Genomic DNA, 25100 nt, shown 5'->3' with positions numbered 1-25100 from the left:
CAAGGCAGGCACAACAACAAAGACAGAGGTCATTCATGGACGGCGTCACGATCATCGACCACCCCCTGGTTCAGCACAAACTGTCGATCATGCGCCAGAAGGACACGTCGACAGCCAGCTTCAGACGCCTGCTCCGCGAAATCTCGACATTGCTCTGCTACGAGGTGACGCGCGATCTCGAACTCACGATGGAGACGATCGAGACGCCGTTGATGGAAATGCAGGCGCCCAGGCTGGAGGGCAAGAAACTCGTCTTCGCCTCCATACTGCGCGCCGGCAACGGCCTTCTGGAAGGCATGCTCGATCTCGTGCCCTCGGCGCGCGTCGCCCATATCGGCGTCTACCGGGACCATGAGACGCTGGAGGCGATCGAGTATTACTTCAAGGCGCCGGAGGACGTGTCCAACCGGTTGGTGATCGTCGTCGACCCGATGCTGGCGACCGGAAACTCCTCCATCGCGTCCATCGAGAAGCTGAAGGAGCGGGGCGCGCGCAATATCCGCTTTCTCTGCCTGCTGGCGGCGCCGGAAGGCATCCGCAATTTCCGTGACGCGCACCCGGATGTCCCGATCTACACGGCCGCCGTCGATGAGCGGTTGAACGAAAAGGGCTATATCGTTCCCGGCCTCGGCGATGCCGGCGACCGGATGTACGGCACGAAATAGAGCGTGCGTTAGGGCCGCGTTAACCGCCGGCCCGATCGAACCGGCCGCATTAGGGGCTTCTTAGCGATCGCATGATGAGCTTGCCGTCTTGGGAAAGGGCGGTGGCTGACATGATCCGACTGGTCGTTTGCACGGTGCTCGGCGCAAGCCTCCTGGCTGCGTTGCCGCACTATGCGTCCCGCATGCAGGAGACGCTGGAGGCCCGGCGCCAAACGGAAGCGGCGGACGCCGCAACGGCGGCGCAACAGGCGCAGGCGCGGCTGGAGGCGGATGCACAGCCGGCATACCGCGCAAGCTATGCCGGCGGACGCTCCATGCGCATTGCGCCCGATGCCCAGGGGCATTTCAATGGCCAGTTCCGCATCAACGGGCGCACCGTCGAAGGACTGGTCGACACCGGCGCGACCTATGTCGCGATGAACATGTCGACGGCCCGCAAGCTTGGTGTGGCGCCGGCCGGCGATGCCTTCACCTTCGGCGTCAGCACGGCCAATGGCGAGACGCGGGCCGCCCGTGTCACGCTCGACCGCATGGAGATCGGGCCGATCCGCGTGGAGGATGTCGAGGCCTTCGTGCTCGAGGACGCCAACCTCGCCATAACGCTCGTCGGCATGAGCTTCATGAGCCGTCTTGAAACCTATCGCGTCGAAAACGGCGAACTCTTGATGATGGACTGAGTGATGAGACCGCTTCCGCTCGAGCGGAATGGTCTATATCCCATCGATCCTGCGGATCACGGCGTCGAAGGGCGTCGGCCGATCGCCGAAACGGTAGGCGTCCCTGACGGCCTTTTCGGCCGCGTCCGCTGCGCTCTCGTCGCGCGCATGAATGCGGGCGATGGCGTCGCCCCTTTCCAATGAGGAGCCGATCGCGGCAAGGCCGCTGATCCCGACGCTCGGATCGATCCTGTCGGCCGCGCGGCGCCGTCCGCCACCAAGGACGATCACCGCGACCCCGATGCCGCGCGTGTCGACTGCCTCAACCGTTCCGGCCGTCTTGACCACGACGTCCCGGACGATTGGCGCGGCGGGAAGATGCGTTTCGGCGCGCTCGACGAAGTCGCCCGGTCCGCCGAGGGCGGCGACCATCTTGCCGAAGATTTCCGCCGCCCTGCCGCTTGTAAGAGCCTCTTGGGCGCGCCGGTCCGCGTCCTGCCGGTCGCCAGCACAGCCCGACAGCAGGAGCATCTCGGCGGCAAGCGCCATGGTGACAGCTTCCAGCCGCGCATCGCGGTGGCGTCCGCTGAGGAAGTCTACAGCGTTGCGCACTTCCACCGCATTGCCTGCCGCCGATGCGAGCGGCTGGTCCATGGCGGTTATCAGGGCATGCGTCGGCAGCCCGGCACCGTTCGCCACCGTGACGAGCGATCGTGCCAATGCCTCGGCCTTGGCTGGATCGTCCATGAATGCCCCGTTGCCGCATTTGACGTCCAGCACCAGCGAGCCGAGCCCGGCGGCGAGCTTCTTGGAAAGAATGGAGGCGGTGATCAGCGGGATCGATTCCACCGTGGCCGTAACGTCCCGGATGCCGTAGAAGCGCTTGTCGGCCGGTGCGAGGGCCCCGGTCTGACCGATAATGGCGCAGCCCACCTCTTCGACCGTTCGCCTGAAAAGCGCATTGTCCGGCATCACGCTGTAGCCGGGGATCGATTCCATCTTGTCGAGCGTGCCGCCGGTATGGCCGAGGCCCCGGCCCGAGATCATCGGCACGGCGCCGCCGCAGGCTGCCACGATCGGCGCCAGCATCAGCGAGACATTGTCGCCCACACCGCCCGTCGAATGCTTGTCGGTGACCGGTCGGTCAAGGCCCGGCCACTCGAGCACATCGCCCGAATCGCGCATGGCGAGCGTCAGGGCCACCGCCTCTTCGGACTGAAGGCCCTGGAAGAAGACCGCCATGGCGAAAGCGGCGATCTGGCCCTCCGAGATCGTCTCGTCCGTGATGCCCTTGATGAAATCGGCGATATCGCCTGCGTCGAGACGGCCACCGTCGCGCTTCTTCCGGATCAATTCCTGCGGCAGCATGCTCAATAGGCGCTCTCCGACGGGGTGGCGGGCGAGGTGTCGTGGAGCTTTGCCCGGATATCGTCGAGCAGCCCCGACGCTCCGAACCGGAAGGTCGACGGCGTCGGCCAGCCGCGACCCATGACAGTTTCGGCAAGATCGAGATAGGCCGCCGCGTCCTCGACTGTGCGCACGCCGCCGGCCGCCTTGAAGCCGACGTCCCGGCCGCTTTCGCGGATCGCGGTCAGCATGATGTCGGCCGATTCGAGCGTCGCGTTGACAGGCACCTTTCCGGTCGACGTCTTGATGAAGTCTGCTTCGGCCGAGATCGCCAAATGCGCGGCATTGCGGATGAGGGCCCGGTCGCGAAGTTCGCCCGTTTCCAGAATGGCCTTGAGCAGGATCCGATCGGTGCACACACTGCGGATTGCGCCGACCATAGCCTTCACCGGCTCTTCCTCGCCGGCGAGCAGGGCGCGATAAGGGATGACCAGATCGATCTCGTCGGCACCGTCGGCGATTGCCTGGACCGTCTGCGCGATCACATCCGAGACGGCCATGTCGCCCGATGGGAAGTTGACCACCGTGGCGATCTTCACTTCGCTGTCCGATCCGAGGATCGAGCGGGCTTCCGCGACGAAGCGTGGCCATATGCAAATTGCCGCGACCGCGCCATCCGACCCGCGCGCATCGGCGCAAAGCTTGGCGATCGCCGCGGAGTCGCATGTGTCGGTCAGGTCGGTCAGGTCCAGAAGAGAGAGCGCCTTGGCCGCCGTCACCTTCAACTCATCGGCCATGTCAGGCATCTCCGTTTCGCATCATATCCGTTAGCACCCGGGCCAGACGCTCGCCGCCGATGGGGGCCATGTCCTTGGTTTCCTGGTGGCTGAGTTCGCTGCCGGTCATGCCGGCGCCGAGATTGGTGATGACCGAGGCCGCGGCCACCTTCAGGCCGAGAAACCGCGCCATGATGACCTCGGGCACCGTCGACATGCCGACCGCATCGGCACCAAGCGTGCGGGCCATCCGGATTTCCGCCGGCGTCTCGAAACTCGGTCCCGAGAACCACATGTAGACGCCCTCGTGCAGTTCAACCCCGGCACGTCCGGCCGCTTCGTTCATCTTCTTGCCGAGCGCGGCATCATAGGCGCTCGTCATGCCGACGAAACCGGCGTCGCTTTCCTCGCCGATCAGCGGGTTCATGCCGGAATAGTTGATGTGGTCGGTTATTCGCATCACCGAGCCGGGCGGCATGTCCTCGCGCACCGAGCCGGCCGCGTTGGTCAGGATCAGGTTGGCAACCCCCAGTGCCTGAACCGTCTCCAGCACCGGACGCATCGCCGCCGCCTCGCCCTTTTCATAGTAGTGGACCCGTCCGGCGAGCATGACGATGGGGCGGCCGGCCAGCCGACCCCCGACAAGCTTGCCGGCATGGCCGGAGACACCGCTTCCGGGAAACCCGGCGATCGTCTGATAGGGGACCGAGACCGCGTCCTCCAGGCTGTCCACCAGACCGCCGAGCCCCGAGCCGAGCACGATCGCGGTTTCAGGTTTCAGCCCATCGAGCTTCTCGTTGAGGATCTCGGCCGCGTATTTCATTTCAGCGCCTCGCTGTCGAAGGCCAGCGGCAGGAGTTCGGCCAGCGTCACCGTCTCGACGATCCCGCTCGCGTCGCAAAGGTGAATCCTGGTGTCAGGCGTGCCGAACTCGGCGAGCCGCTGGCGGCACCCGCCGCAAGGGGTGCATCGCGCCATCTTCTCGGCAATGACGGCCACTTCCTCAATGCGCCTGCCGCCTGCCATGACCATGTGGCCGATGGCGGTCGTCTCCGCGCACCAGCCTTCCGGAAAGGAAATCACCTCGATATTCGCGCCGGCATAGACCTTTCCGTCATCGGCGCGAATGGCGGCCCCGACGGGAAATTTCGAATAGGGCGCGTGCGCGCGGCCCATGGCCTCGCGCGCCGTCTTGAACAGGTCATCGGCCATGGATCAACGCTCTTTCACATAGGGCACGCCGCCGGCCTTCGGCGGAACGGCCTTGCCGATGAAACCTGCCAGAAGGATCACTGTCAGGATATAGGGCAGGGCCTGGATCAGTTGCACGGGCACTTCACCGATGAGCGGCAGCGGCCGTCCCTGCATGCGGATCCCGACAGCATCGAGGAAGCCGAAAAGCAGGCAGGCATACATCACCGGCACTGGCCGCCACTTGGCGAAGATCAGCGCGGCGAGCGCGATGTAGCCCTTGCCGGCCGTCATGTTTTTCACGAAGCCCGCCGTCAGCGCCATGGAGAGATAGGCGCCGGCGAAGCCGCAAAGGATCCCGCAGCAGATGACCGCGCGGTAGCGCAGCCAGGTCACCGAGATGCCGGCGGTATCCACGGCTCCCGGATTCTCGCCGACCGCCCTCAGACGCAGGCCGAACCTTGTACGGTAGAGCACCCACCAGGAGATCGGCACCATCGCGAAGGCGAAATACATCAAGAGCGGATGGCCGGAGAGCAGGTCGGAATAGATCGGGCCCAGAACCGGGACGTCCGCCACGGCCTGCGCAAACGGCAATTCCACCGTGTTGAGGCGGCCGGCAGATGAAAGTGCCGGTGTACGCCCTCCCTGCTGAAACCATGCCTGGCCGAGGATGACGGTCGTTCCCATGGCGATGAAGTTGATGGCGACGCCCGATACGATCTGATTGCCCCTCTGCGTGATCGAGGCGAAGCCGTGAACGAGAGACAATGCCACCGACACGACAAGTGCGGCGAGCAGGCCCATCAGGGCCGACGAGAAGGTGGCCGCCGCCGCGCCGCCGGCGAACGCCGCGCCCAGCATCTTGCCTTCAAGGCCGATGTCGAAGATGCCCGAGCGTTCGGAAAAGAGCCCTGCCAACGCGGCAAGGAGCAGCGGAACCGACAGCCGCAGGGTGGATTCCAGCGTCAACAGCAGCATGTCCATCAGCCGGCACTCCCAACGCGGACCGGTTTGGTTCGCATGGCGCGCGCACCGAAGAAGCGGGAGAGCGCCGGGCGGAACATGTTTTCGAGAGCGCCGGCGAAAAGGATCACCAGCCCCTGGATGATGACGATCATGTCGCGCGAAATCTGCGGCATCTCGAAGGATATCTCCGCGCCGCCCTGGTAGAGCATGCCGAAAAGGATGGCCGCCGGGATGATGCCGGCAGGATGTGAGCGTCCCATGAGCGCGACCGCGATGCCGACGAAGCCGGCGCCAGCTACGAAGTCGAGCTGCATGCGCGCCTGCTCGCCCATGATCGGATTGAGGGCCATCATGCCGGCGAGGGCCCCTGAAATCAGCATCGCAATGACGATGATCCGGACCTCATTGATGCCGGCATAGCGTGCCGCCTTTTCCGAAAAGCCCATGGTGCGTATCTCGTATCCGAGCTTGGTGCGCCAGATCAGCACCCACACGAAGATCGACGCGGCGATCGCCAGCAGGAACGAGAAGTTGAACGGAGCGCCGCCGATGTCGAGTCCGAATATGGCGAGCAGCCAGTCGAGCTTCGGCAACTGCCCGCCCTCTGCAAACGTCCGGGTCTGCGGCGACATCTGCCCGGCCGGCTTCAGCACCTCGACCAGAAGGTAGATCATCAGGCTGGAGGCGATGAAGTTGAACATGATCGTCGTGATGACGATGTGGCTGCCGCGCGTCGCCCGGAAATAGGCAGGGATGAACGCCCAGGCGGCGCCGCAGATCGCCGCGCCGATCGTGGCCAGAACGAATGTCAGGTACCAGGGCAGGATGTTGTCGAAGGTGAGACAGACGAGCGCCACCCCGATGCCGCCGACATAGGCCTGGCCCTCGCCGCCGATATTGAACAGCCGGCAATGGAACGCGACGGCGACGGCAAGGCCGGTGAAGATGAAGGTCGTTGCGTAGTAGAGTGTGAAGCCGATGCCCTCGCCATAGCCGAAGGCGCCGTCGAGCAGCAGATAGGCCGCGCGAAACGGGCTTTCGCCGACCAGCAGGACGACGAGCCCCGCAACGGCGAAGGCAACGACGAGATTCAAGAGAGGGATCAGTCCGTAATCCACCCAGCCGGGCAGTTTCGCGTAGGGAGTCGCCATGCCTTACTCCGCCGCCTCCTTCTCTTCAACGCCGGCCATCAGCAGGCCAAGTTCGCCTTCTGCCGCATCGCCATCGCGTTCACCGACGATGCGCCCCGCGAACATCACCAGGATGCGATCGGAAAGCGCACGGATCTCGTCGAGCTCCACCGAGACCAGCAGCACGGCCTTGCCCGCGTCGCGCATCTCGATGATGCGCTTGTGGATGAATTCGATCGCTCCGACATCGACGCCGCGCGTCGGCTGGCCGATGATGAGGACGTCCGGGTCCTGTTCCATCTCGCGGGCGAGCACGATCTTCTGCTGGTTGCCGCCGGAAAAGTTGGCGGTCTTCAACCGGGCATTGGCCGGGCGGATATCGTATTTGCGGATCTTTTCTTCCGCGTCGGCACGGATCGCCGCGGCATCGAGGAATGAACCGTTCAGGTATTGCTTCTGACCGTGATAGCCGAGAATGGCGCTCTCGCATTCCTCGAATTCCAGGATCAGCCCCATGTGGTGGCGATCCTCGGGGACGTGGGCAAGGCCGCGTGTGCGAAGCTCGCCGGGATCTGCCTTGCCGGAAATGTCCACCGGCCGGCCGTTCAGCATGACCTCGCCCGAAACCGCGGTGCGAATGCCGGCGATGGTTTCGAGGAGCTGCGACTGACCGTTGCCGGCCACGCCTGCAATGCCGACGATTTCTCCTGCCCGCACATCGAGGGAGACGTCGTCGACCACTGTCACGCCGCGCGAATCCTTGGCCGTCAGGTTGCGCACAGAAAGCTTGACGTCGCCGGGTGTGGCCGCGTCCTTCTCCACCTGCAGAAGAACCCGCCGGCCAACCATGAGGCTCGCCAGTTCTTCCACCGATGTCTCCGAGGTGTGGCGTGTGCCGACGATCTCGCCCTGACGCATCACCGAGACCTCGTCGGTGATCGCCATGATCTCGCGCAGCTTGTGCGTGATGAAGATGATCGTCTTTCCCTGCGTCTTCAACTGTTCGAGGATACGGAACAGGTGGTCGGCCTCCGGCGGGGTCAGGACCCCTGTCGGCTCGTCCAGGATCAGGATGTCGGCGCCGCGATAAAGCGCCTTGAGGATTTCCACGCGCTGCTGCAGCCCGACGGGGATCTCCTCGATCACCGCATCCGGGTCGACTTCGAGCGCATAATCGCGTTCCAGGCGTTTCAGTTCTTCGCGCGCACGGGCGATGCCCTTGTTCAGGATCTGGCTGTCTTCGGCGCCCAGCATCACGTTCTCAAGAACCGTGAAATTGTCGACCAGCATGAAGTGCTGATGGACCATCCCGATACCGGCCGCGATCGCGCCGTTCGGATCGACGATGTGCACAGGCTTGCCGTCCACCACGATCTCACCGCTGTCGGCCTGGTAGAAGCCGTAGAGGATCGACATCAGCGTCGACTTGCCGGCGCCGTTCTCGCCGATGATCCCGTGGATCGTGCCTTTGCGCACCTTGAGACTGATGTCGCGGTTTGCCTGCACCGGGCCGAAGCTCTTGTTGATGCCGCGCAACTCGATAGCTAATTCATTCATGCCAAACCGCTTTGATCGTCGGAATTGCGCCAATCTCGCGCAGCCGAAGCTTCAGCGCAACAATCGGTTTTCCACTCTCGACAGTTCTTCCCAGAAAGTCCAGTTTCCCGAAGCCATGCGGGCCGCCTCTCATTCGGCGGCCGCCGAGTTTCAAGTCACGATCCGGTGAGCGATGCCCCGTCCCGAGCCTTACAAGCGAAATGCGTTCAGATGCTTCAGGCCGATGCAGACCCGCTGGGCCGACAATGACCAGTATGGCCATATGAACAACGTCGTGCATTACCAGCTGTTCGATACGGCCATCAACGGCTGGCTGATCGAGGCCGGCCTTCTGGATGTCAAGGCGGGAGAGACGGTGGGACTGGTGGTCGAGACCGGGTGCCACTATTTCGCGGAGATGGCGTTTCCTGATCAGGTGACGGCGGGAATTGCCACCGAGCGGATTGGGACGTCGTCCGTCAGCTATCGCATCGCGCTTTTCCGTGCGACGGAGGAACGGGCCGCTGCGCAAGGCCGTTTCGTGCATGTGTATGTCGACCGCGTCAGCCGCCGCCCGCGTCCTCTCGACGGCATCTGGCGCTCGAAACTTCAGGAGATCGCGCTTTGACGACGACAGAAGAGCGGTTGATAGCGCTGGAAGAGCGCGCGGCGCATCAGGCGCTGACGATCGAGGAATTGTCCGACCAGCTTGCCGAACAGTGGAAGGTGACCGAGCAACTGAGGGCCAAGCTCGACCGGCTGACCGAGCGTTTCCTGTCGCTTGAGGAGGCGAGCATCGAGGCGCCCGCTGTGACCCGGCCGCCGCATTACTGAGCTTCTTCTCTGAACCGGTCCGCAAAAGAAAAAGGGGCCGAGGGCCCCTTTTTCGCATTCCTTGCGGATTGCCGCCCTCAATAGGGGCAGCTGTCATCCGACATGTAGTCGTGCACTTCGATCTCGCCGGCGATGATCGCTGCCTTGGCTTCTTCCACGGCTGCCTGCATCTCGTCGGTGATGAGTTCCTCGTTGTTCTCGTCCACGGCGTAGGCGACACCGTCTTCGGCAAGTCCGAGCGAGGTGACGCCATAGTCGAATTCGCCGTTCATCGCATCGGTGAAGGCTTCTTCGACCGCGACGTCGACGCGCTTGACCATCGAAGTCAGGACGCTTCCGGGATGCAGCGCGTTCTGGTTGGAATCGACGCCGATCCCGAAGACGCCTTCGTCCGCTGCCGCCTGCAAGACGCCGACGCCGGTGCCGCCGGCCGCGTGATAGACCACATCGGCGCCCTGGCTGATCTGCGAGCGGGTGATCTCACCGCCGCGCACCGGATCGTTCCAGGCCTCCGGCGTCGTGCCCGTCATCGCTTCGATGACCGTCGCATCGGCATTGGCCGCCTTGACGCCGCCGACATAGCCGCAGGCGAATTTGCGGATCAACGGGACATCCATCCCGCCGACAAACCCGACGGTGCCCGATTCAGACTTCAGCGCCGCCAGCATGCCGACGAGGTAGGAGCCTTCCTCTTCCTTGAAGACCACCGAACGCACATTCGGCAGGTCGACGACCGCGTCGATGATGGCGAAATCGGTGTCCGGGTTTTCCGCGGCGATCTTTTCAAGCGCGGCAGCCCAGTTGAAGCCGGCCATGACGATCGGGTTGTTGCCGTCGCGGATGAAGCGGCGCAGCGCCTGCTCGCGCTGGGCGTCGTTCTGAATCTCGAATTCGCGATATTCGATTCCGGTTTCCTCGGAGAAGCGCTGCGCGCCCGTATAGGCGGCCTCGTTGAAGGATTTATCGAACTTGCCGCCGAGGTCATAGATGATGGCCGGCGAAATCTCGTCCTGTGCCAATGCCGTCGTCGACATGGCGGCGAGCGCAAAAAGACTGATGAGCGTGCGCTTCATGTGTTCACCCTGTGGTTGTTGTTGCGTTGGTTTCGGTCCCACCCCGCGGCCGTTGGCCGGCCGTCACGGCAATTGCGTCGGAGGCCGTTGCCGACCGCCGGTGCGGCATCCTTGCATGCCGATTTTGAAAGATCACGCGAAAATTTGACCAGTCAGACAACTTTGCGCCACAGGCGCGGGCGGGTCAGATCGCCGCCTCACCCGCGCAGGCGACGCCGGTTCCGCGCAATCCGCAATAGCCACCTGGATTCTTGGCGAGATACTGCTGATGGTATTCCTCGGCGAAGTAGAAAGCGCTGGCCGGCGCGATCTCGGTCGTGATCCGCCCGGAGCGTCCGGCCGCTTCCAGAGCGGCCTGATAGCGGCGCCGGGACGCCTCCGCCGCTTCCTGCTGGGCATCGTCGAACGTGTAGATCGCCGAACGATAGGTCGTGCCGATGTCGTTGCCCTGCCGCATGCCCTGGGTCGGATCGTGTTCCTCCCAGAAGACCTTGAGCAGATGGTCGTAGCCGATCACCTTCGGATCGTAGACGACGAGCACCACTTCCGCGTGACCGGTCTGGCCCGTCACGGTCTCGTGGTAGGTCGGGTTCGGTGTGAAGCCGCCGGCATAGCCGGCCGCCGTGACATGGACCCCCGGCAATTGCCAGAAGAGCCGTTCCACGCCCCAGAAACATCCCATGGCGAACATCGCCTGTTTGAGGCCGTCAGGGTAGGGCGGGTGCAGCGCGTGGCCGTTGACGAAATGGGTCGTCGCCGTCTCGATCGGCGTTTCCCGGCCCTTGAGCGCGCTGGCGCGGTCGGGCATCGTCGTCTTCTTGTTGAACATGTCGATCAGGAACATCGTCGGTTCTCCCTCGCGCGGCGAATGGACATGACCCTGAATATAGGAACTATCGGCGCCAGGAGAAGCGGCTTGCCCGCTGGCGCCGGCGATGGCCGAGGAGATAGAGCAGGAAGGCGAGCGCCAGCAATACCGCCGTCGCCGGTTGCCCCAGAATCAGCCTGAGGCCCGGATCCCAGAACGCCGCCGGCAAATGCGCGAGCACCCAGTCTTCCAGCGCGGCCAGCGTCGCCGGGCTGACATCGCTCCAGGCAGCCCGGAGCGGGGTGAGGACGAGCCGGTCCGCCGCAACCGACTGGATCGCGTCGATGACGCCCGCGATCACCGCGACGACGAGCGCGATCAGGCTGAGGAACCGGAAAAGAAGTCGCATCATGCCCCCGACGGTCTTTCAATTGGCCCCGGCGGCACGCCGAAGCAGGAAGCGTCTCGCCGCGCTTCGCAGCAAAGGTTTAGCGCCGCCGCACGGCTCGAAGAAAGCCGAAAAAACTCTCAGCGCCCGTCACGGGGCGCGTCGTCCCCAACGTTCAGGCGTCCGAGCACCGGACAATCCGCATGACCCCTCTTGCCTGCCCGCCCGCCATGACTATAGTGCCGCCCGACTCGCCGGGCCCTTCAGCCCGTGCCGACGGAGAGGTGGCCGAGTGGTCGAAGGCGCACGCCTGGAACGCGTGTAGGCGGGAAACCGTCTCGAGGGTTCGAATCCCTCTCTCTCCGCCACTTGCCTTCGCTAAAGCGTTCTCCCGATTCAGCTGCGGCCGGATTTTTCCGTTGTTTTCTAGGGTTATGCGGGAGGGGCTGAGCACTGGCCCCGGTGCGCGGTGGCCCGGAAGCGTTCTCTCAAGGCCGATATTCTCCGGACCTCATGACTGCGCCGATTTGGTGAATAGCTTTCAAGGCACTGGTATTGCGATGTTCTTCCGAGGTCGCCCTGAACACTTCGACGCCGGTGGCGTTCGGCGTGATGGAACAGAAATCGAACTTTGGGTCGGAGCAAAGGAAGCCAAAGTCGTCAGGCAGGCAAAGCAGTCTGCGCTCGCCGTGACGCCCGGCGTGGTGAACTAGGGCAAACCCCGCTCGAAGTGGACGCGATGAGGAACGCTTGGCAACCTGCCGGGTCTGGGAGATAGCAATACGGGGAGTATCTCTACCCGCGCGGTCCTCCGATCTGCACGCTTCTCGACCGCATAGGCCGCAAACATATCGCGAGGCGCTCATCTCATGTTTACCGGGTCGAGCCAAGCTGCCATCATTAGAACATGAGCCTGATAAGATCAAAGAAACGAGTTGCCGACCATGGCGAAGTGTTCACGCCGCCATGGCTGGTCGATGCCATGCTCGACCTTGTCAAGGAAGAGACGGACAGAATTGACTCACGTTTTCTCGAACCGGCCTGCGGGAGTGGCAATTTTCTGGTTCGAGTTCTGCAGCGAAAGCTTGCCGCCGTCGAAATCAAATTCGGGAAATCTGATTTCGAGAAGAGGCATTATGCGCTTCTAGGCTTAATGTGCATCTACGGCATTGAACTGCTCGAAGACAACCTCGCTGAGTGCCGGGCAAACCTGATCGAGATATTTTCGGACTATCTCGGTTTGGATACATCGGACGACTTGTATCGCGCCGCATCCTTCGTGCTGTCGTGCAATCTCCTCCATGGTGACGCGGTCACGATGCGAAGGCATGACAGTGAGCCGATCACATTCGCCGAATGGGGCTATATCGGCAGGGGCAAGTTCCAGCGGCGCGACTTCCGCCTAGACGTCCTTACTGGCTCATCAAGGTTCAGCGCGGAAGGATCGTTGTTCGCGCATCTCGGCAAGCATGAGCTCTTCACCCCAATCAGGACCTACCCGCCGATGACGGTCCGCGACCTCGCCGCTGGCTGCGGTGGCACGCCGATGGAGGCTGCATGAGCGTGCGGGCTGGCTTTGCCCTGCGTGGGCGCAATCCCGACGTGCTGACCTGCATCGCGAACCTGTCGAACGACGAGGTCTTCACGCCACCCGAGTTCGCGAACCGGATGCTTGATACACTTGCGGAGGCTTGGGCGGCAGGGCACGACGGCGCGAACATCTGGGCCGACCGGAATGTGAAGTTTCTGGACCCCTTCGCCAAGTCTGGCGTGTTCCTTCGCGAAATCGCCGTCCGCCTCACCGCGGGGCTGGCTGACGAAATCCCGGACCTTCGGGAACGCGTTGACCATATCCTGTCGCAGCAGGTGTTCGGCATCGGCATTACCCAACTGACCGCCATGCTGGCGCGACGCAGCGTCTATTGCTCGAAGCATGCCAATGGCGCGCACTCCGTGACTAGGCGCTTCAATAGTGACGCTGGAAACATCTGGTTCGAGCGCTCCGAGCACACTTGGACGGACGGAAAGTGCAAGTTCTGCGGCGCCAGCCAGGCATCGCTCGACCGCGGCGAGGGACTCGAGACCCACGCCTATGCATTCATTCATACCGACAACATCAAGACTCGGGTTGCCGAGCTCTTTGGAGGCGACATGCACTTCGACGTGATCATCGGAAATCCACCGTATCAGCTGGACGATGGTGGGCACGGAACCAGCGCCGCCCCGATTTACCAGAAGTTCGTCGAGCAGGCGAAGAACCTCGAACCACGCTACCTGACCATGGTTATCCCATCCCGCTGGTTTTCCGGAGGCAAAGGTCTCGACGACTTTCGCGAGTCGATGCTGAAGGATGATCGCCTTCGCTCGATTGATGACTTCCTGAGCGCTGCGGACGTATTCCCGGGCGTGGGCCTGAAAGGCGGTGTCTGCTATTTCCTGTGGGACAAGGACAACCGCGGCCCTTGCTGGGTCGCCACGCATTTCAAGGATTGGCCGGTTTCAGAGGCCACGCGGCCCTTGCTCGAAGAAGGCGCCGAGATCTTTATTCGTTACAATGAAGGCGTTTCCATTCTTCGCAAAGTCGTTTCGCGAGAAACTGGGCAGGACAAGGTCTTGTCATTGCCAGAAGCTCAGCGCTTTGGGAGGCTCGTTAGCTCCCGAAAGCCGTTCGGACTTGAGACCAAGTTCAAAGGCAAAGAGAAGAAGCAGTCTGCTGATGATTTGATGGTCCACCAGAATGGTGGCATCGGCTACACGCCACGAAGTGCAATCACTACAGGTCTTGGCCTAATCGGCGCATGGAAGCTCTTCGTGGGTTATGCAGCACCCGGTACGGGGAATAGGGACACCTATCCACACCGGATCATCAGCACGCCGTTTATCGGAAAGCCGGACTCTATCTCTTCCGAGACCTACCTTTGCATTGGCCCGTTCGACACCAAGGAGCAGGCGGAAAGCGCGCTTTCCTACCTTTCGTGCCGCCTTACGCGCTTCCTAATCCTGCTACACAAGTCCTCTCAGCACGTGACCCGTTACGTCTATTCCTTCGTGCCAGTTCAAGACTGGACTCGGACGTGGACCGACGAAGCTCTGTATGCCCACTACGGCCTGTCGGAAGACGAGATCGCCTTCGTCGAGAAGATCGTCCGCCCCATGGAAGTGGCGAGCGATCTGTTGGGCGACGTCTCGGTGGACGACGGCGACGATGCATAAGCCCAGCATCGATGAAATCCTCGCCCCGAAGCCTGAAGCCCGACCCCGCATCTACGCCTATTCCATCGCCGACGATGCGCACGCCGGCCTTCTCAAGATCGGGCAGACGACGCGCGATGTGAAGCGGCGCGTAGCCGAGCAGCTCAAGACGGCAGCCATCAAGAACTACCGCATCGAGTTGGACGAACCCGCCGAGCGGGACGACGGCCCAGTCTTCACCGACCACGAGGTCCGAGCCGCCCTTGCCCGCAAAGGGTTTGCGGACAGCGAATTGGAGTGGGTGCGCTGCACGCTGAGCGACGTGAAGACCGTCCTGACCGAGCTGCGGACTGGCAAGAAGTTCAGCGGCAACCATCACCTGACGTTCCCGATGCGCCGGGAGCAGGCCGAGGCCGTGGACATGACGCACGGCTATTTCATGACCCGCTGGGCAGAGGACATGCACGCGGTGCCGCGGTTCCTCTGGAACGCCAAGATGCGATTCGGCAAAACCTTCACGACCTACCAACTCGCGAAGAAGCTCGGCGCCAAGCGGGTGCTCGTGGTCACCTTCAAGCCCGCAGTTGAGGATGCGTGGCAGACCGACCTCGAGAGCCACGTCGATTTCGATGGCTGGCAATACTTGTCGAAGAGCTCCGGCGGCGACCCAACCCAGATCGATCGTTCCAAGCCCGTCGTCTATTTCGGGTCGTTCCAGGACCTCCTGGGCCGCGATGCGGCAGGGAACATCAAGGCGAAGAACGAGTGGCTCCACCAGGTGAACTGGGACCTCGTCGTGTTCGACGAGTACCATTTCGGTGCCTGGCGGGAGACCGCGAAAGAACTGTTCGAGGGCGAGGAAGAGGCGGTCGCCAAGAAGGAGGCTAAGCTGGAGTATGATCCCGGCCTCGACGGCGTGAACGAAGACCTCAATGTTTTGTCCAACGACGAGACCGAGTTCCTGCCGATCGCGACGCGGGCATACCTTTATCTGTCCGGAACGCCGTTCAAGGCGCTCGCAACTGGCGAGTTCATCGAGGAACAGATCTTCAACTGGACCTACACGGAGGAGCAACGCGCCAAAGCGGACTTCGCTGCCAAGCATCCGGACAAATGGAACCCCTATGGCGCACTGCCACAGATGAGGCTCCTGACATATCAGATGCCCGATGAGCTCCTGGCCATCGCAAGCGCCGGGGAGTTCGACGAATTCGATCTGAACGAGTTCTTCTCCGCGACCGGCATCGGGACAGGCGCTCAATTCAAGTACAAGGACGATGTACAGAAGTGGCTCGACATCATCCGCGGCCAATACGCACCGCGAGCTGTCGAAAGTCTCAAGACGGGCACTCGGCCGCCATTCCCGTACTCGGATGTGCGGTTACTGCCATACCTACAGCACGCGTTCTGGTTTCTGCCCAATGTGGCGGCGTGTCACGCGATGGCGAACCTGCTGGCTGAGAAGCACAACACCTTCTGGCACGACTACGACGTCATTGTTTCTGCCGGTGCTTCGGCAGGGATCGGCCTAGATGCGCTGCCGCCAGTACGCAAAGCGATCGGGAGCGGCTTCGACACAAAGACGATCACCCTATCCTGCGGCAAGCTGACGACCGGCGTGACCGTGCCGCAATGGTCCTCGATCATGATGCTCCGCAACCTGAAATCGCCGGAGACTTACTTCCAAGCGGCGTTTCGCGTTCAGTCTCCGTGGTCCATCAAAAACCCGAATGGCGACAATCCCAACGAGGAGGAGATCCTAAAGCCGATCTGCTTCGTGTTCGACTTCGCGCCGACGCGGGCGCTGCGTCAGCTGTCCGAGTACGGGATCGGCCTGGCCCCGAATGAGCCCAACCCCGAGAATGCCGTAAAGGACCTCGTGTCGTTTCTGCCGGTGCTGGCCTACGACGGCGCGAACATGACGCAGATTGATGCTGGTGGCATCCTCGACATCGCGATGGCCGGAACCTCGGCGACGCTGCTCGCGCGCAAATGGGAAAGCGCGATGCTGGTGAACGTGGACAATGAAACCCTGCGTCGTGTCCTAGACAACCCCGAGGCAATGGCAGCGGTAGAACGCATCGAGGGGTGGCGGACGTTGGGTGACAACATCATCGAGACGATCATCAACAAGAGCGAGAAGGTCAAGAAACTCAAGAACAAGGCCAAGAATGGCGGTCTCACCGATAAGGACAGAAAAGAACTCACCGCCGAGGAAAAGGAGTACAGATCTAAGCGGAAGCTTGTGCAGGAGAAGCTGATAAAGTTCGCGACCCGGATTCCGGCGTTTATGTACCTTACCGATTTTCGCGAGAATACTTTACAGGACGTAATCACCAAGCTTGAGCCCGACCTGTTTCTGATTGTCACAGGACTGACGGTAAAGGATTTTCATCTGCTCGTGCGCCTCAAGGTGTTCAATACCGAGCAGATGAACCAGGCGGTCTTCGCTTTCCGACGCTACGAGGACGCCTCATTGCGGTACACGGGCATCGAAAGCCACAAAGGACTGACGCATTATGGGTTGTATGACACTGTGGTCGCGAGAGAATGACTACGATCGAAGACTGAAGCGGACGACAAGCCGAACTGTTACGCGCCAATGTGACGGTACGTGAACCCAGCGCGATGCAATAGCTGCGCATGGACCCTCCAAAACGAAAGCGCTAGTCGCTAGACGCTTGGCAGTCCCAAGCGGTCGAAGAAAGCTCGATTGCGCTCGGTAGCTGACGCCACCAGTCCGTCGAATGAGATCACTTGAATATAGGCATTGTAAAAGGAGCTCGGGTGGTAGCCGAAGTAGCCCATACCGTCGGCCGTGATCTTGAGATGGTGGAGTTCACAGCAACGCCTGAGATGATCGGACAGGTCCGCAACCACGTAGACGAACCCCGGAATCTTGTCGGCATTCGGAATCGGTCGGCCGTTCTTCGCCTTCGCGCCCTCCCGTAACCGCCTTAGGTAGCCCAACGCCTGCAGGATCGGATCGTGCTCTTCGGACTCTCCCGCCTTGAAGCCGCTGCGCATTGGCCGCTTGATCTCCACGACCGTGAGCGATGCGGCTGGTCCGGTCACCTTGTCCGATACGAGAAGCGGGTTGTCGAACGTGCGCAGGGAGGCAATGTCAGGCTCCTTGCCGCAAGCGCTCTCGGTTATCGGCATGGTCGCAATGGGCTTGTCTGATGCGAGGAAGTCGTGAAACGCGAGCCGTTCATCGAGAAGCCAAAGGCTCTGGCGGCGAAACGCAAGGTCGTCCGACGTGACGCGCATCGGCACAATTAGTTCATGGATAACGTCCTCGCGGACGTATCGACCCGATGCGTCCCGTTCGATGGCCTTCGCTAAGAGGTCAATGATCACGCGCCTGTGCGTGACATAGTTTGCCAAGTCGGACTGCTTCAGGTCCGATACCTTCTGCAAGTAGTCGTCAAGGCGCTTCTCGTATGCCTCCTCAGTTTCATCGTCGCCAGGCGACAGCACCTTGTGCCCTTCCCTTAGAAGGTTCTGCTCCACTCGGAACAGGTGCTTGTGCAGCAAGGCGTCCAGGTTGGCGTCCGAGATGTTAGCGTCAACGACCAGTTCGTCGGAGGGTATATGCGCAAGGATGGGGCGGTATCGGGGCGCCTTCTTAGCGACGAACGTCGCCACCCGCTCTTTGCCGGCCGCAATGTTCTGCTGGAGCGCATCTGAAAGGAACTCCTGAACGCGTGGTAGGACCGCTTCTCGGATGTCCCCGAAAGAAATGTCAGTGGCGGCAAACATTCCGTCCACCTCGTCCTCAATGTTGAAGCCTATTCGCTGCTCAACGACGCGATCGTCCAGGAAGGGGCTCGTAAGGTACGCGGCATAGGTGAACTGTCCTCGATCGTCCGTCACGGCCCCGGCCAGCCCGCGGATCTTCCCTTGGATAGCCTCTTCTTTCACGAGTCTCCCTGCTGCGCAGTAGTTTAACCCGTGAGTTTTGTTGACGGCAGCGCGAAACTTTACGTGCGTGATCTCGAAACGCTCGCCTTTGATTTCGATTGGTTCCGCGTGAGCGGCGGAGTGCATGTGCTCATCATACAGTTCATCCAAAACCAGGCGATCGGTCCCGTCCTCGACTAAAATCTCAGGCGTGCCCTGCTCTCGGACGAAGTACCAAAGGCAATGCTCTAGGAGACCCACGGCGATCATCCGTGCTGTTTTCGGTGCCTGCTCGGCAAAGCGGGGTTCGAAGCCTTCAAGCCAAAGTACGGTCCGCTTGGGACCGGAAGCAGCCCCAACGTCCCCTTCCGGCTTCACACCGTGCGCGACATCGAAGCGAAACCGTCGGCACTTGAGCTCGTCGTCTTCCGTGAACACTGAGTCGACCCGCACGCGTTTGAATGCCTTCAGCCACATCAAGCGCCCGATACCGCGGCAGCCTCGCTGAACCTTCCACAAACTGTCCAGCGTTTGAAAGGACTTCCAGTTATCGTCCGTGAAGCCGATGCCGTCGTCCGTGACCTCGAACCCCATAATCTTTTCGCGCGCACCGCCTCGCCCTTCAATTTGAAGCGAGCTCTGCGGTGATCGGATCACCTTGACCGTGATGTTGTGTGATCGGACGGACCCCGCACCTGCGGCGGCATCGTCCTCGATCGCTTGGATCGAGTTGACCACCGCCTCGTACAAGGGGATTATCCCCTTCGAGGCACCGAGGTAGGTATTACGAAGGCGACCTTGCAGAAGGCTTTCCATGAACTCAACCGGCCAATCAATTTTGCTCGCCCTACGCCCGTACCGGGACGCAGCCACGTCTATGCAGCTTTTCATGGACGACCTCCTCAGAAAAGAGCTTTCAAGGCCTAAGCGACAACGCATGAAAGTATTTCGTCACGCGCGTTGGTGCGAAGACGGCGCTGAGCCGAAGTGCATCGCCTGGTGTTCCCACTCCAGCGGGAACGGCTCGAGCACCCGCGCCAATGTCAGCTCGGGCCCCTGCTCCCCTCCCAAGTTCGCCTCGACGATGTCGGGAGCAATGAGGGTCAGTTGTAGAACGCGCGTCGTGTAGGAGGGTGCGATGCCTTCGCGCACGGCCAGTTCTGAGATGGTTGCGAACTCTCTGGACTCCAGCATCCGCTTTCAGCAGAACGCGCGTGCCAGCGCCGTGACCAAGGCGTGTTAGGTCCGCCGCGATTGCGCGGCACTCTCGGAAAGCTGTATCTCCTTTCGTCCGCCGTGCCTCATGATGCAAAACGGGATGTGCAACGTCACAGTGTACAGAATCGGCGTGCTGCGGGTCATGCGGCCTGCTGCTCCGGAGGGGCAATTCGGCCCCACAGTGGATCAAGCGTCCGCAAGGCAGCGTGAGCGTCAGCTTCGCTGATGCCATCGGCATGAAGACGCGCCGCCTTCCACGTGCCGACGATAATCTCGGGCTGGCGGAACACGAAGCGGAGCTGATCGATGACCGCCGCTTCGAAATCTCCCGCAGGCATGCGGCCGACCGGGCATGATCCTGCGCCGTGTTTGAGAATAGTTTGGCTGACCTCGTACCGATAAAGCTTGCCGCCCCTTGCGGGTGTGGGTCGGTGAGAAAAAGGCGCCGTTCGGACCCTAAAGCAGCCCCTTCAGCATCGCGGACGGGTCGGCGCGTGTGCGGGCGGCGCGGTTCCGGGACCTTGAGGATGCGTCCCGAGGAAGAGATGTCACTGATCGTGGGGCGGCCACGGCTCGCATGCGATCCCGTCGTCGTCTCTGTCATGTCGATCGTAGTAGCCAGGCTGCCCCCGGCTCGACGGCGCGAGACCAAAGTTGCGCGCAGCGTCACAGTTCGGAGCCGACGCGATGTGCCTTAGTGTTATGCCAAGCGGCCACGAGCTCCTCTCCAGAACGATGTAGGTCAGGGTAAAGGAGCTGACGGCTATCATAGCGACAATGCCGACTTGCTTTGCCAGCCACCGCATTTGCGCAGGGCGCTCAATCCGCGCGCTGACAGCTTGGAACCGTCGCTTTAGGTCTTGCGTGCGCCGCTCGCGACTGTCGTTCAAACGACCCCATTGTTTCGGCGCCCCCCAAAGCGAATGTCGCATCATCATCCTTTGTCGTCGTTAAGGTTCGACCAGTATCACGCGTCAGTTGAAACAGGTGGTGAAGATGCATGGTTATGGGTATGTGAACGTATTCGCTAAAGAGCTGTGCTCTTCCGACGCGGGTTGTTCGGATACTGGTGTTTACTTCGCCTCTGAATGCCAGTGATGCTGTCTCTTCCACTCCACCGGAAACGGACTGGTCACTTTCGCCAGCGTTATCTCAAGCGCCTGCCGACCATCCAGGATTGCCTCCACGATGTCGGGTGCAAGCAGCGTCAGGCGCAGGACGCGGGTCATATAGGAGAACGCCAGCCGTTCGTGCTCGGCCAGTTCCTTGATGGTGGAAAACTCGCCCGACTCCAGCATCCGCTTCCAGCGGAAGGCGCGCGCCAGCGCCTTGACCAGCGCATCGTCGGTCCGTCGTGGCTGCGCGGCGCCATCGGGAAGTCGCATCTCCTTGCGCCCGCCACGCTTCACGACGCGGAAGGCAACGTGGACCGTTACCGTCTCGGGAACTGGCGTCGCGCAGGTCATGCCGCGCGCTCAATCTCACCGGCCATCATCTCGCGTGCTAGCCCGGCGAGGCCATCGATCCTGAGGCGGATATCGAATCCTTCCCTACCGATGTCGACCCGCTCGACTAGCAGCGTGACGATACGCGTCTGCTCGGGCGGAAACAGCTCGTCCCACAGCGGATCGAGTTGCTGTAGCGCCGTCCGCGCATCGGCTTCAGTGACATCGCTATCGCGTGCCTGTGCCGTCTTCGACGTGCCGACGATGATCTCGGGTTGGCGTAACACGGTGCGGAGCTGATCGATGACTGCCGCTTCGATATCTCCCGCAGGCACGCGGCCGATCGGACATGATCCAGCGCCGTGCTTAAGCACGGTCTGGCTAACATAATACCGATAAAGCTTGCCGCCCTTGCGCGTATGGGTCGGCGAGAAAACAGCGCCGTCCGGACCATAAAGCAGCCCTTTGAGCAGCGCCGGCGTCCCAGCCCGGGTGCGCGCGGCGCGCTTCCTTGGGCTCTCTGACAGGATGATGTGGACCTTGTCCCATGTGGCACGATCAACGATCGCTGCGTGCTCGCCGGCAAAACTCTCGCCCTTGTGCACCGCCTCGCCGATATAGACCCGGTTATTTAGGATCCGGTAAAGATATCCCTTGGTGATTACGTTGCCGGTCTTGGTGGTGATGCCACGAGCGCTCAGCTCCTTCAGCATGGCGGTGGCGGAGCCGATCTCGATGAAGCGGTTGAAGATGAAGCGGACATGATCCGCCTCGGACTCGTTGAGGACCAGCTTCCTGTCCGTCACGTCATAGCCGAGCGGCGTCCACCCACCCATCCACATGCCCTTCATTCGGCTTGCGCGGACCTTGTCGCGAATGCGCTCGGCCGTCACCTCCCGTTCGAACTGCGCGAAGGACAGGAGGACGTTCAGGGTCAGTCGCCCCATCGACGTCGTAGTGTTGAAGGACTGGGTCACCGACACGAAGGTAACGCCGTTCCTGTCGAAGACGTCCACCAGCTTGGCGAAATCCATCAGCGAGCGCGATAGCCGATCGATCTTGTAGACCACGACCACATCGACCAGACCGTCCTCTACGTCGCAGAGTAGCCGCTGCAGCGCGGGCCGTTCCAGCGTACCGCCGGAGATGCCGCCGTCATCATACTGATCGCGAACGAGCACCCAGCCCTCGGAACGTTGGCTGGCAATGTACGCCTCGCAGGCTTCGCGTTGCGCGTGGAGCGAATTGAACTCCTGGCTCAGACCTTCCTCGGAGGATTTGCGGGTGTAGACCGCACAGCGGAGTTTCCGCACGATTTTCGATGTCTCCGGCGGCTTGGTCATACGCTCCTCCGGTGGTTTTTGAGACCGAAGAACAACCACCCGTTCCACCGCGTACCGGTAATCGCGCGGGCAATGGCAGAGAGCGATCTGTAGGGACGCCCCTCCCATTCGAAACCGTCGGCCGTTACCGTGGCGACGTGCTCGACGCCCTGCCATTCGCGGATGAGTCGCGTGCCGGTGATGGGCTTCAGGTCGGCGCGGATGCGGCTCTTTTTGCGATCGCCGCCATCGAGTTCCTCTCCCATCCGTTCCAGCCGTCGGATTGTCTCGGGCTTCAGCCCGCCATAGGCCAGCTCTTGGATCCGGTAGGCCAGCCTGCTCTCCAGATAGCGGCGATTGAACGCCGGCGGCTCGCTGTCGAAGAGATCGCGCCACTGCGCCTTTAGTTCGAGCGTCGGCGTCGTCTTCAGCGCCGTAAGACGCGCGGGGATGGGATCATGGTTCGTCATGTAACTTTCCGCTCCATTGCGGTTGCATGACGGCATGGATCGGGCCGGTAGTGTAGGCAAATGTCTCCACGTTCACTGGAGAATTCATCGCGCTGTCGCAGGCGCAGCCGGATCAGCCCAAGGGCGAGAATCGCGCAGATCTGAGCACGACGTTCGGCAGGCGTCATATGGTTGGGATGGAGTGGGTTCATGAAGGCTCCAGCATTGTGTCGTTCGCCTGTCATTTACCGGTCGCCAACTGATCTCCTCTCACATGGCATGAATCTCAAGCGCGCTTGCTCCGGACGATCGGCGCCTCGATCTCGCGCGGAGCGATCTGCCGCCAAAGCGGGCTCAGCTTCTTCTTGACCGTGCTTTGATCCGGCTCAGCCATGTCATTCTTGCCAAACCAGTCGAGCATCAGGCGAACAAACTCGCCTTGCGTTGCCGGCACACCTTCTTCGTGAACCCGGCGGCAGACCTCCGTCCAGAACCGGTCCCAATCGTATTTCTGGGGCGCACCGCGGCGGGGAGCATACTCTTCTCGCGCCGCTGCGCCGGCCAGATGAACGGCTGCGAACCGTTCCATCTCCTCGCGGCGCACCACGAGATCGTCGCGGTCAACCACGTGCACGCCTCCCGAGGCATGGTTGTCGATCTCGATGAACTTGTCGTCGGGAGCCTGGAGTTGAGTAATGCCATGGTTCCCCTTGCGCAACACAGTCCATGCGTCATCACGTTCGAGATTGGCCGTACCAATGATGACCCGGCGTCCTTCCGGAATTCGGATCACCTCATCGACGTCGATACACTCAAAATAGCCGTAGACGACACGCAGCCCCGCTACCGTGGCTGATAGGGTCAGATCCCCGGAAAGCACGAACGCCGTCAGGTCTCGCTCGTTAAGACCCCATTGCGTGCAGACTTCATCGAGATCGTAGAACGGCTTGGTGAGTATCGCCATGACGCATTCCCCGGTTAGCGATGGACGGCGCGCATGCGCCTGTAGACCTGGACGACGCTGCCAATATCGCGTTGCATGTCAGGCGGCAGGCGCTCTGCCTCGATGAACAACTCGTCAAGACGCACCCCGAGAATTGCAGCCGTGCGTTCAATCAGTTCGTCGCGCGGGGGCTTCTCGCGATCACGTTCAATCCGCGACCAGTACGCCGGCGACACGCCGATCCGCTCAGCGAAGTCGTTGAGCCCGATCGCCAGATCATTGCGGCGGCTCCTGACGATGGATCCGAAGCTCATGACCTGGCTCCCTGTTGGTCGGCCACGAGGCCGTAGCGCCGCAGCCGCACATCAACGAAGCTGTCGGAAACATTGAAGCGCTCGGCGAGCGCTGCAACCACCCCCGCAAAGGCATCCGGCCGGTCGCCAACACAAACGACGGGACAACCGGGCCGGCCATGATTGGGGGCGCGGACTAGTCGCAATCTCTCCGACTGCGCCAACCGTAGCAGTTCGCGATGCAACTGAAACGCGGGCGCAAGCAGCGCCCCCATGAATTCATTGGCGCGCCATTCCGAGACGCGCTCGTTTGCCAGCAATGCACCCGCCGAGGACGTCACGGCGCGGTAGCGTCGATAGCCAGCCGGTACGTCGAAAATGACATGGCCGAGTTCGTGGGCCGCGGTGCTGACCAGAAGATCGGGTCGGCCAGCAAGCAGGGGACCGTTGACCGAGACATAGGCTTGGCCCGGAGTGTCGTGATCTGTTTCACACACCCCGAAAACGGGCTGGCCGGCATCGTCATGAACGGGATGATCGCTATCCCAAACGACGTCAAACCGGTAGCCGTTGATCGCCACGCCGTCGATGGCATCCATCAGCAACTCGGCATTGATCGCGTTCGGGGTGCCACCAACGAGCTGCCGACGCACCTGCGCGGCGACCATCCAGATCGCCGGCGCGGACGTCATCCGTGGCGCGCCTGTCGTGGGGTCTTCGGGATAGTGAACGGCGATGGTCATGACGCCTCCTGTTGCGCGTTCAGTTAACAGTTATGTTCACATTATGTTCTCAACTTTCCCGAGTCGAGTCGCGCTGTCACACGCTGGGGAATAAATCCTAATGTGAAGAGCCAGCGATCTCCGAAGCCGTTGGCGATGACTGGTTAAGTCATTGATCTGAATTGGTAGAATAAAACGGCGGCATTCAAGAACGCCCCTTTACACCCCATTCGTCCTCAT

Annotated in this window: 27 protein-coding genes and 1 tRNA gene; 8 read left to right on the top strand and 20 right to left on the bottom strand. The window is 61.7% G+C overall.

Annotated elements, in window-relative coordinates; translation table 11 throughout:
• Positions 1-35: 35 nt before the first annotated feature.
• Complete coding sequence (gene upp / locus CN673_RS09320; protein WP_099865971.1) at positions 36-665, top strand: uracil phosphoribosyltransferase; 630 nt, start codon at positions 36-38, stop codon at positions 663-665.
• Positions 666-775: 110 nt separating this feature from the next.
• On the top strand, positions 776-1342 hold the full coding sequence (locus CN673_RS09315; RefSeq protein ID WP_099866128.1) for a TIGR02281 family clan AA aspartic protease: 567 nt from the start codon (positions 776-778) through the stop codon (positions 1340-1342).
• 33 nt (positions 1343-1375) lie between these two features.
• On the opposite strand, the gene deoA is transcribed toward CN673_RS09315, so the two are convergent.
• The 7 genes from deoA to CN673_RS09280 are packed head-to-tail and all read right to left on the bottom strand — an operon-like array spanning position 1376 to position 8291.
• On the bottom strand, positions 1376-2689 hold the full coding sequence (gene deoA, locus CN673_RS09310) for a thymidine phosphorylase (protein WP_099865970.1): 1314 nt from the start codon (positions 2687-2689) through the stop codon (positions 1376-1378).
• 2 nt (positions 2690-2691) lie between these two features.
• Positions 2692-3465: a deoxyribose-phosphate aldolase gene (gene deoC / locus CN673_RS09305; RefSeq protein ID WP_099865969.1), complete on the bottom strand. Its 774-nt coding sequence runs from the start codon at positions 3463-3465 to the stop codon at positions 2692-2694.
• A 1-nt stretch (position 3466) separates the two neighbouring features.
• Positions 3467-4267 carry a purine-nucleoside phosphorylase gene (locus CN673_RS09300; RefSeq protein WP_099865968.1) on the bottom strand — a complete coding sequence of 267 codons (801 nt, stop codon included), beginning with the start codon at positions 4265-4267 and terminating at the stop codon, positions 3467-3469.
• Positions 4264-4656, bottom strand: a complete 393-nt coding sequence (locus tag CN673_RS09295) for a cytidine deaminase (protein ID WP_099865967.1) — start codon at positions 4654-4656, stop codon at positions 4264-4266. The genes CN673_RS09300 and CN673_RS09295 overlap by 4 nt, the downstream gene beginning before the upstream one ends.
• A gap of 3 nt (positions 4657-4659) precedes the next feature.
• Positions 4660-5622 (bottom strand): ABC transporter permease, encoded by a 963-nt coding sequence (locus CN673_RS09290; RefSeq protein ID WP_099865966.1) that lies wholly within the window; start codon positions 5620-5622, stop codon positions 4660-4662.
• Positions 5622-6755, bottom strand: a complete 1134-nt coding sequence (locus tag CN673_RS09285; RefSeq protein WP_099865965.1) for an ABC transporter permease — start codon at positions 6753-6755, stop codon at positions 5622-5624. Before CN673_RS09285 ends, CN673_RS09290 begins: the two co-directional genes overlap by 1 nt.
• Before the next feature lie 3 nt (positions 6756-6758).
• Positions 6759-8291, bottom strand: a complete 1533-nt coding sequence (locus CN673_RS09280) for an ABC transporter ATP-binding protein (protein ID WP_099865964.1) — start codon at positions 8289-8291, stop codon at positions 6759-6761.
• Positions 8292-8514: 223 nt separating this feature from the next.
• Here CN673_RS09280 and CN673_RS09275 point away from each other — a divergent pair, with 223 nt between their 5' ends.
• Positions 8515-8898, top strand: a complete 384-nt coding sequence (locus CN673_RS09275) for an acyl-CoA thioesterase (protein ID WP_245409840.1) — start codon at positions 8515-8517, stop codon at positions 8896-8898.
• Positions 8895-9104 carry a SlyX family protein gene (locus CN673_RS09270; RefSeq protein WP_099865962.1) on the top strand — a complete coding sequence of 70 codons (210 nt, stop codon included), beginning with the start codon at positions 8895-8897 and terminating at the stop codon, positions 9102-9104. Before CN673_RS09275 ends, CN673_RS09270 begins: the two co-directional genes overlap by 4 nt.
• Positions 9105-9181: 77 nt before the next feature.
• On the opposite strand, the gene CN673_RS09265 is transcribed toward CN673_RS09270, so the two are convergent.
• From CN673_RS09265 to CN673_RS09255, 3 genes are all read right to left on the bottom strand, one after another.
• Complete coding sequence (locus CN673_RS09265; RefSeq protein WP_099865961.1) at positions 9182-10177, bottom strand: BMP family lipoprotein; 996 nt, start codon at positions 10175-10177, stop codon at positions 9182-9184.
• Positions 10178-10361: 184 nt separating this feature from the next.
• The gene (gene msrA, locus CN673_RS09260) at positions 10362-11021 is read right to left on the bottom strand and encodes a peptide-methionine (S)-S-oxide reductase MsrA (RefSeq protein WP_099865960.1); all 660 of its coding nucleotides are present in this window, start codon (positions 11019-11021) and stop codon (positions 10362-10364) included.
• Between the two features lie 49 nt (positions 11022-11070).
• On the bottom strand, positions 11071-11397 hold the full coding sequence (locus tag CN673_RS09255) for a hypothetical protein (protein ID WP_099865959.1): 327 nt from the start codon (positions 11395-11397) through the stop codon (positions 11071-11073).
• 254 nt (positions 11398-11651) lie between these two features.
• On the opposite strand from CN673_RS09255, the gene CN673_RS09250 reads away from it, so the two are divergent.
• From CN673_RS09250 to CN673_RS09235, 4 genes are all read left to right on the top strand, one after another.
• Positions 11652-11741 (top strand) — tRNA-Ser (locus tag CN673_RS09250).
• A 539-nt stretch (positions 11742-12280) separates the two neighbouring features.
• Entirely contained in the window at positions 12281-12934 is a 654-nt protein-coding gene (locus CN673_RS09245; protein ID WP_099865958.1) for an N-6 DNA methylase, read from the top strand.
• Entirely contained in the window at positions 12931-14586 is a 1656-nt protein-coding gene (locus tag CN673_RS09240; protein ID WP_099865957.1) for an Eco57I restriction-modification methylase domain-containing protein, read from the top strand. The genes CN673_RS09245 and CN673_RS09240 overlap by 4 nt, the downstream gene beginning before the upstream one ends.
• On the top strand, positions 14579-17119 hold the full coding sequence (locus tag CN673_RS09235) for a DEAD/DEAH box helicase family protein (protein ID WP_099865956.1): 2541 nt from the start codon (positions 14579-14581) through the stop codon (positions 17117-17119). The genes CN673_RS09240 and CN673_RS09235 overlap by 8 nt, the downstream gene beginning before the upstream one ends.
• Positions 17120-17238: 119 nt before the next feature.
• On the opposite strand, the gene CN673_RS09230 is transcribed toward CN673_RS09235, so the two are convergent.
• The 10 genes from CN673_RS09230 to CN673_RS09180 all read right to left on the bottom strand — a co-directional run bounded on the left by CN673_RS09230 (position 17239) and on the right by CN673_RS09180 (position 24881).
• Positions 17239-19218, bottom strand: a complete 1980-nt coding sequence (locus CN673_RS09230; protein WP_198585960.1) for a hypothetical protein — start codon at positions 19216-19218, stop codon at positions 17239-17241.
• 201 nt (positions 19219-19419) lie between these two features.
• A complete protein-coding gene (locus CN673_RS09225) occupies positions 19420-19662 on the bottom strand; it encodes a hypothetical protein (protein WP_210200117.1) in 243 nt (80 codons plus the stop codon).
• A gap of 164 nt (positions 19663-19826) precedes the next feature.
• Entirely contained in the window at positions 19827-20024 is a 198-nt protein-coding gene (locus CN673_RS21105; protein WP_198585959.1) for a hypothetical protein, read from the bottom strand.
• Positions 20025-20234: 210 nt separating this feature from the next.
• Positions 20235-20456 (bottom strand): excalibur calcium-binding domain-containing protein, encoded by a 222-nt coding sequence (locus tag CN673_RS21100; protein WP_198585968.1) that lies wholly within the window; start codon positions 20454-20456, stop codon positions 20235-20237.
• Between the two features lie 303 nt (positions 20457-20759).
• A complete protein-coding gene (locus tag CN673_RS09210) occupies positions 20760-21152 on the bottom strand; it encodes a hypothetical protein (protein WP_099865954.1) in 393 nt (130 codons plus the stop codon).
• Positions 21149-22474, bottom strand: coding sequence for a recombinase family protein (locus tag CN673_RS09205; protein ID WP_099865953.1), 1326 nt, complete (start codon positions 22472-22474; stop codon positions 21149-21151). The genes CN673_RS09210 and CN673_RS09205 overlap by 4 nt, the downstream gene beginning before the upstream one ends.
• Complete coding sequence (locus CN673_RS09200) at positions 22471-22923, bottom strand: DUF2924 domain-containing protein (protein ID WP_099865952.1); 453 nt, start codon at positions 22921-22923, stop codon at positions 22471-22473. The genes CN673_RS09205 and CN673_RS09200 overlap by 4 nt, the downstream gene beginning before the upstream one ends.
• Before the next feature lie 265 nt (positions 22924-23188).
• The gene (locus tag CN673_RS09190; protein ID WP_099865951.1) at positions 23189-23866 is read right to left on the bottom strand and encodes a hypothetical protein; all 678 of its coding nucleotides are present in this window, start codon (positions 23864-23866) and stop codon (positions 23189-23191) included.
• A gap of 14 nt (positions 23867-23880) precedes the next feature.
• Positions 23881-24159 (bottom strand): helix-turn-helix domain-containing protein, encoded by a 279-nt coding sequence (locus CN673_RS09185; protein WP_099865950.1) that lies wholly within the window; start codon positions 24157-24159, stop codon positions 23881-23883.
• Positions 24156-24881: an ImmA/IrrE family metallo-endopeptidase gene (locus CN673_RS09180; RefSeq protein WP_099865949.1), complete on the bottom strand. Its 726-nt coding sequence runs from the start codon at positions 24879-24881 to the stop codon at positions 24156-24158. Before CN673_RS09180 ends, CN673_RS09185 begins: the two co-directional genes overlap by 4 nt.
• Between the last annotated feature and the right edge of the window lie 219 nt (positions 24882-25100).

The organism is Neopararhizobium haloflavum, from assembly GCF_002750855.1.
Lineage (GTDB): Bacteria > Pseudomonadota > Alphaproteobacteria > Rhizobiales > Rhizobiaceae > Georhizobium > Georhizobium haloflavum.
Note: the sequence above shows the minus strand (reverse complement) of the source record. Positions and strands in the feature narration are given on the sequence as shown.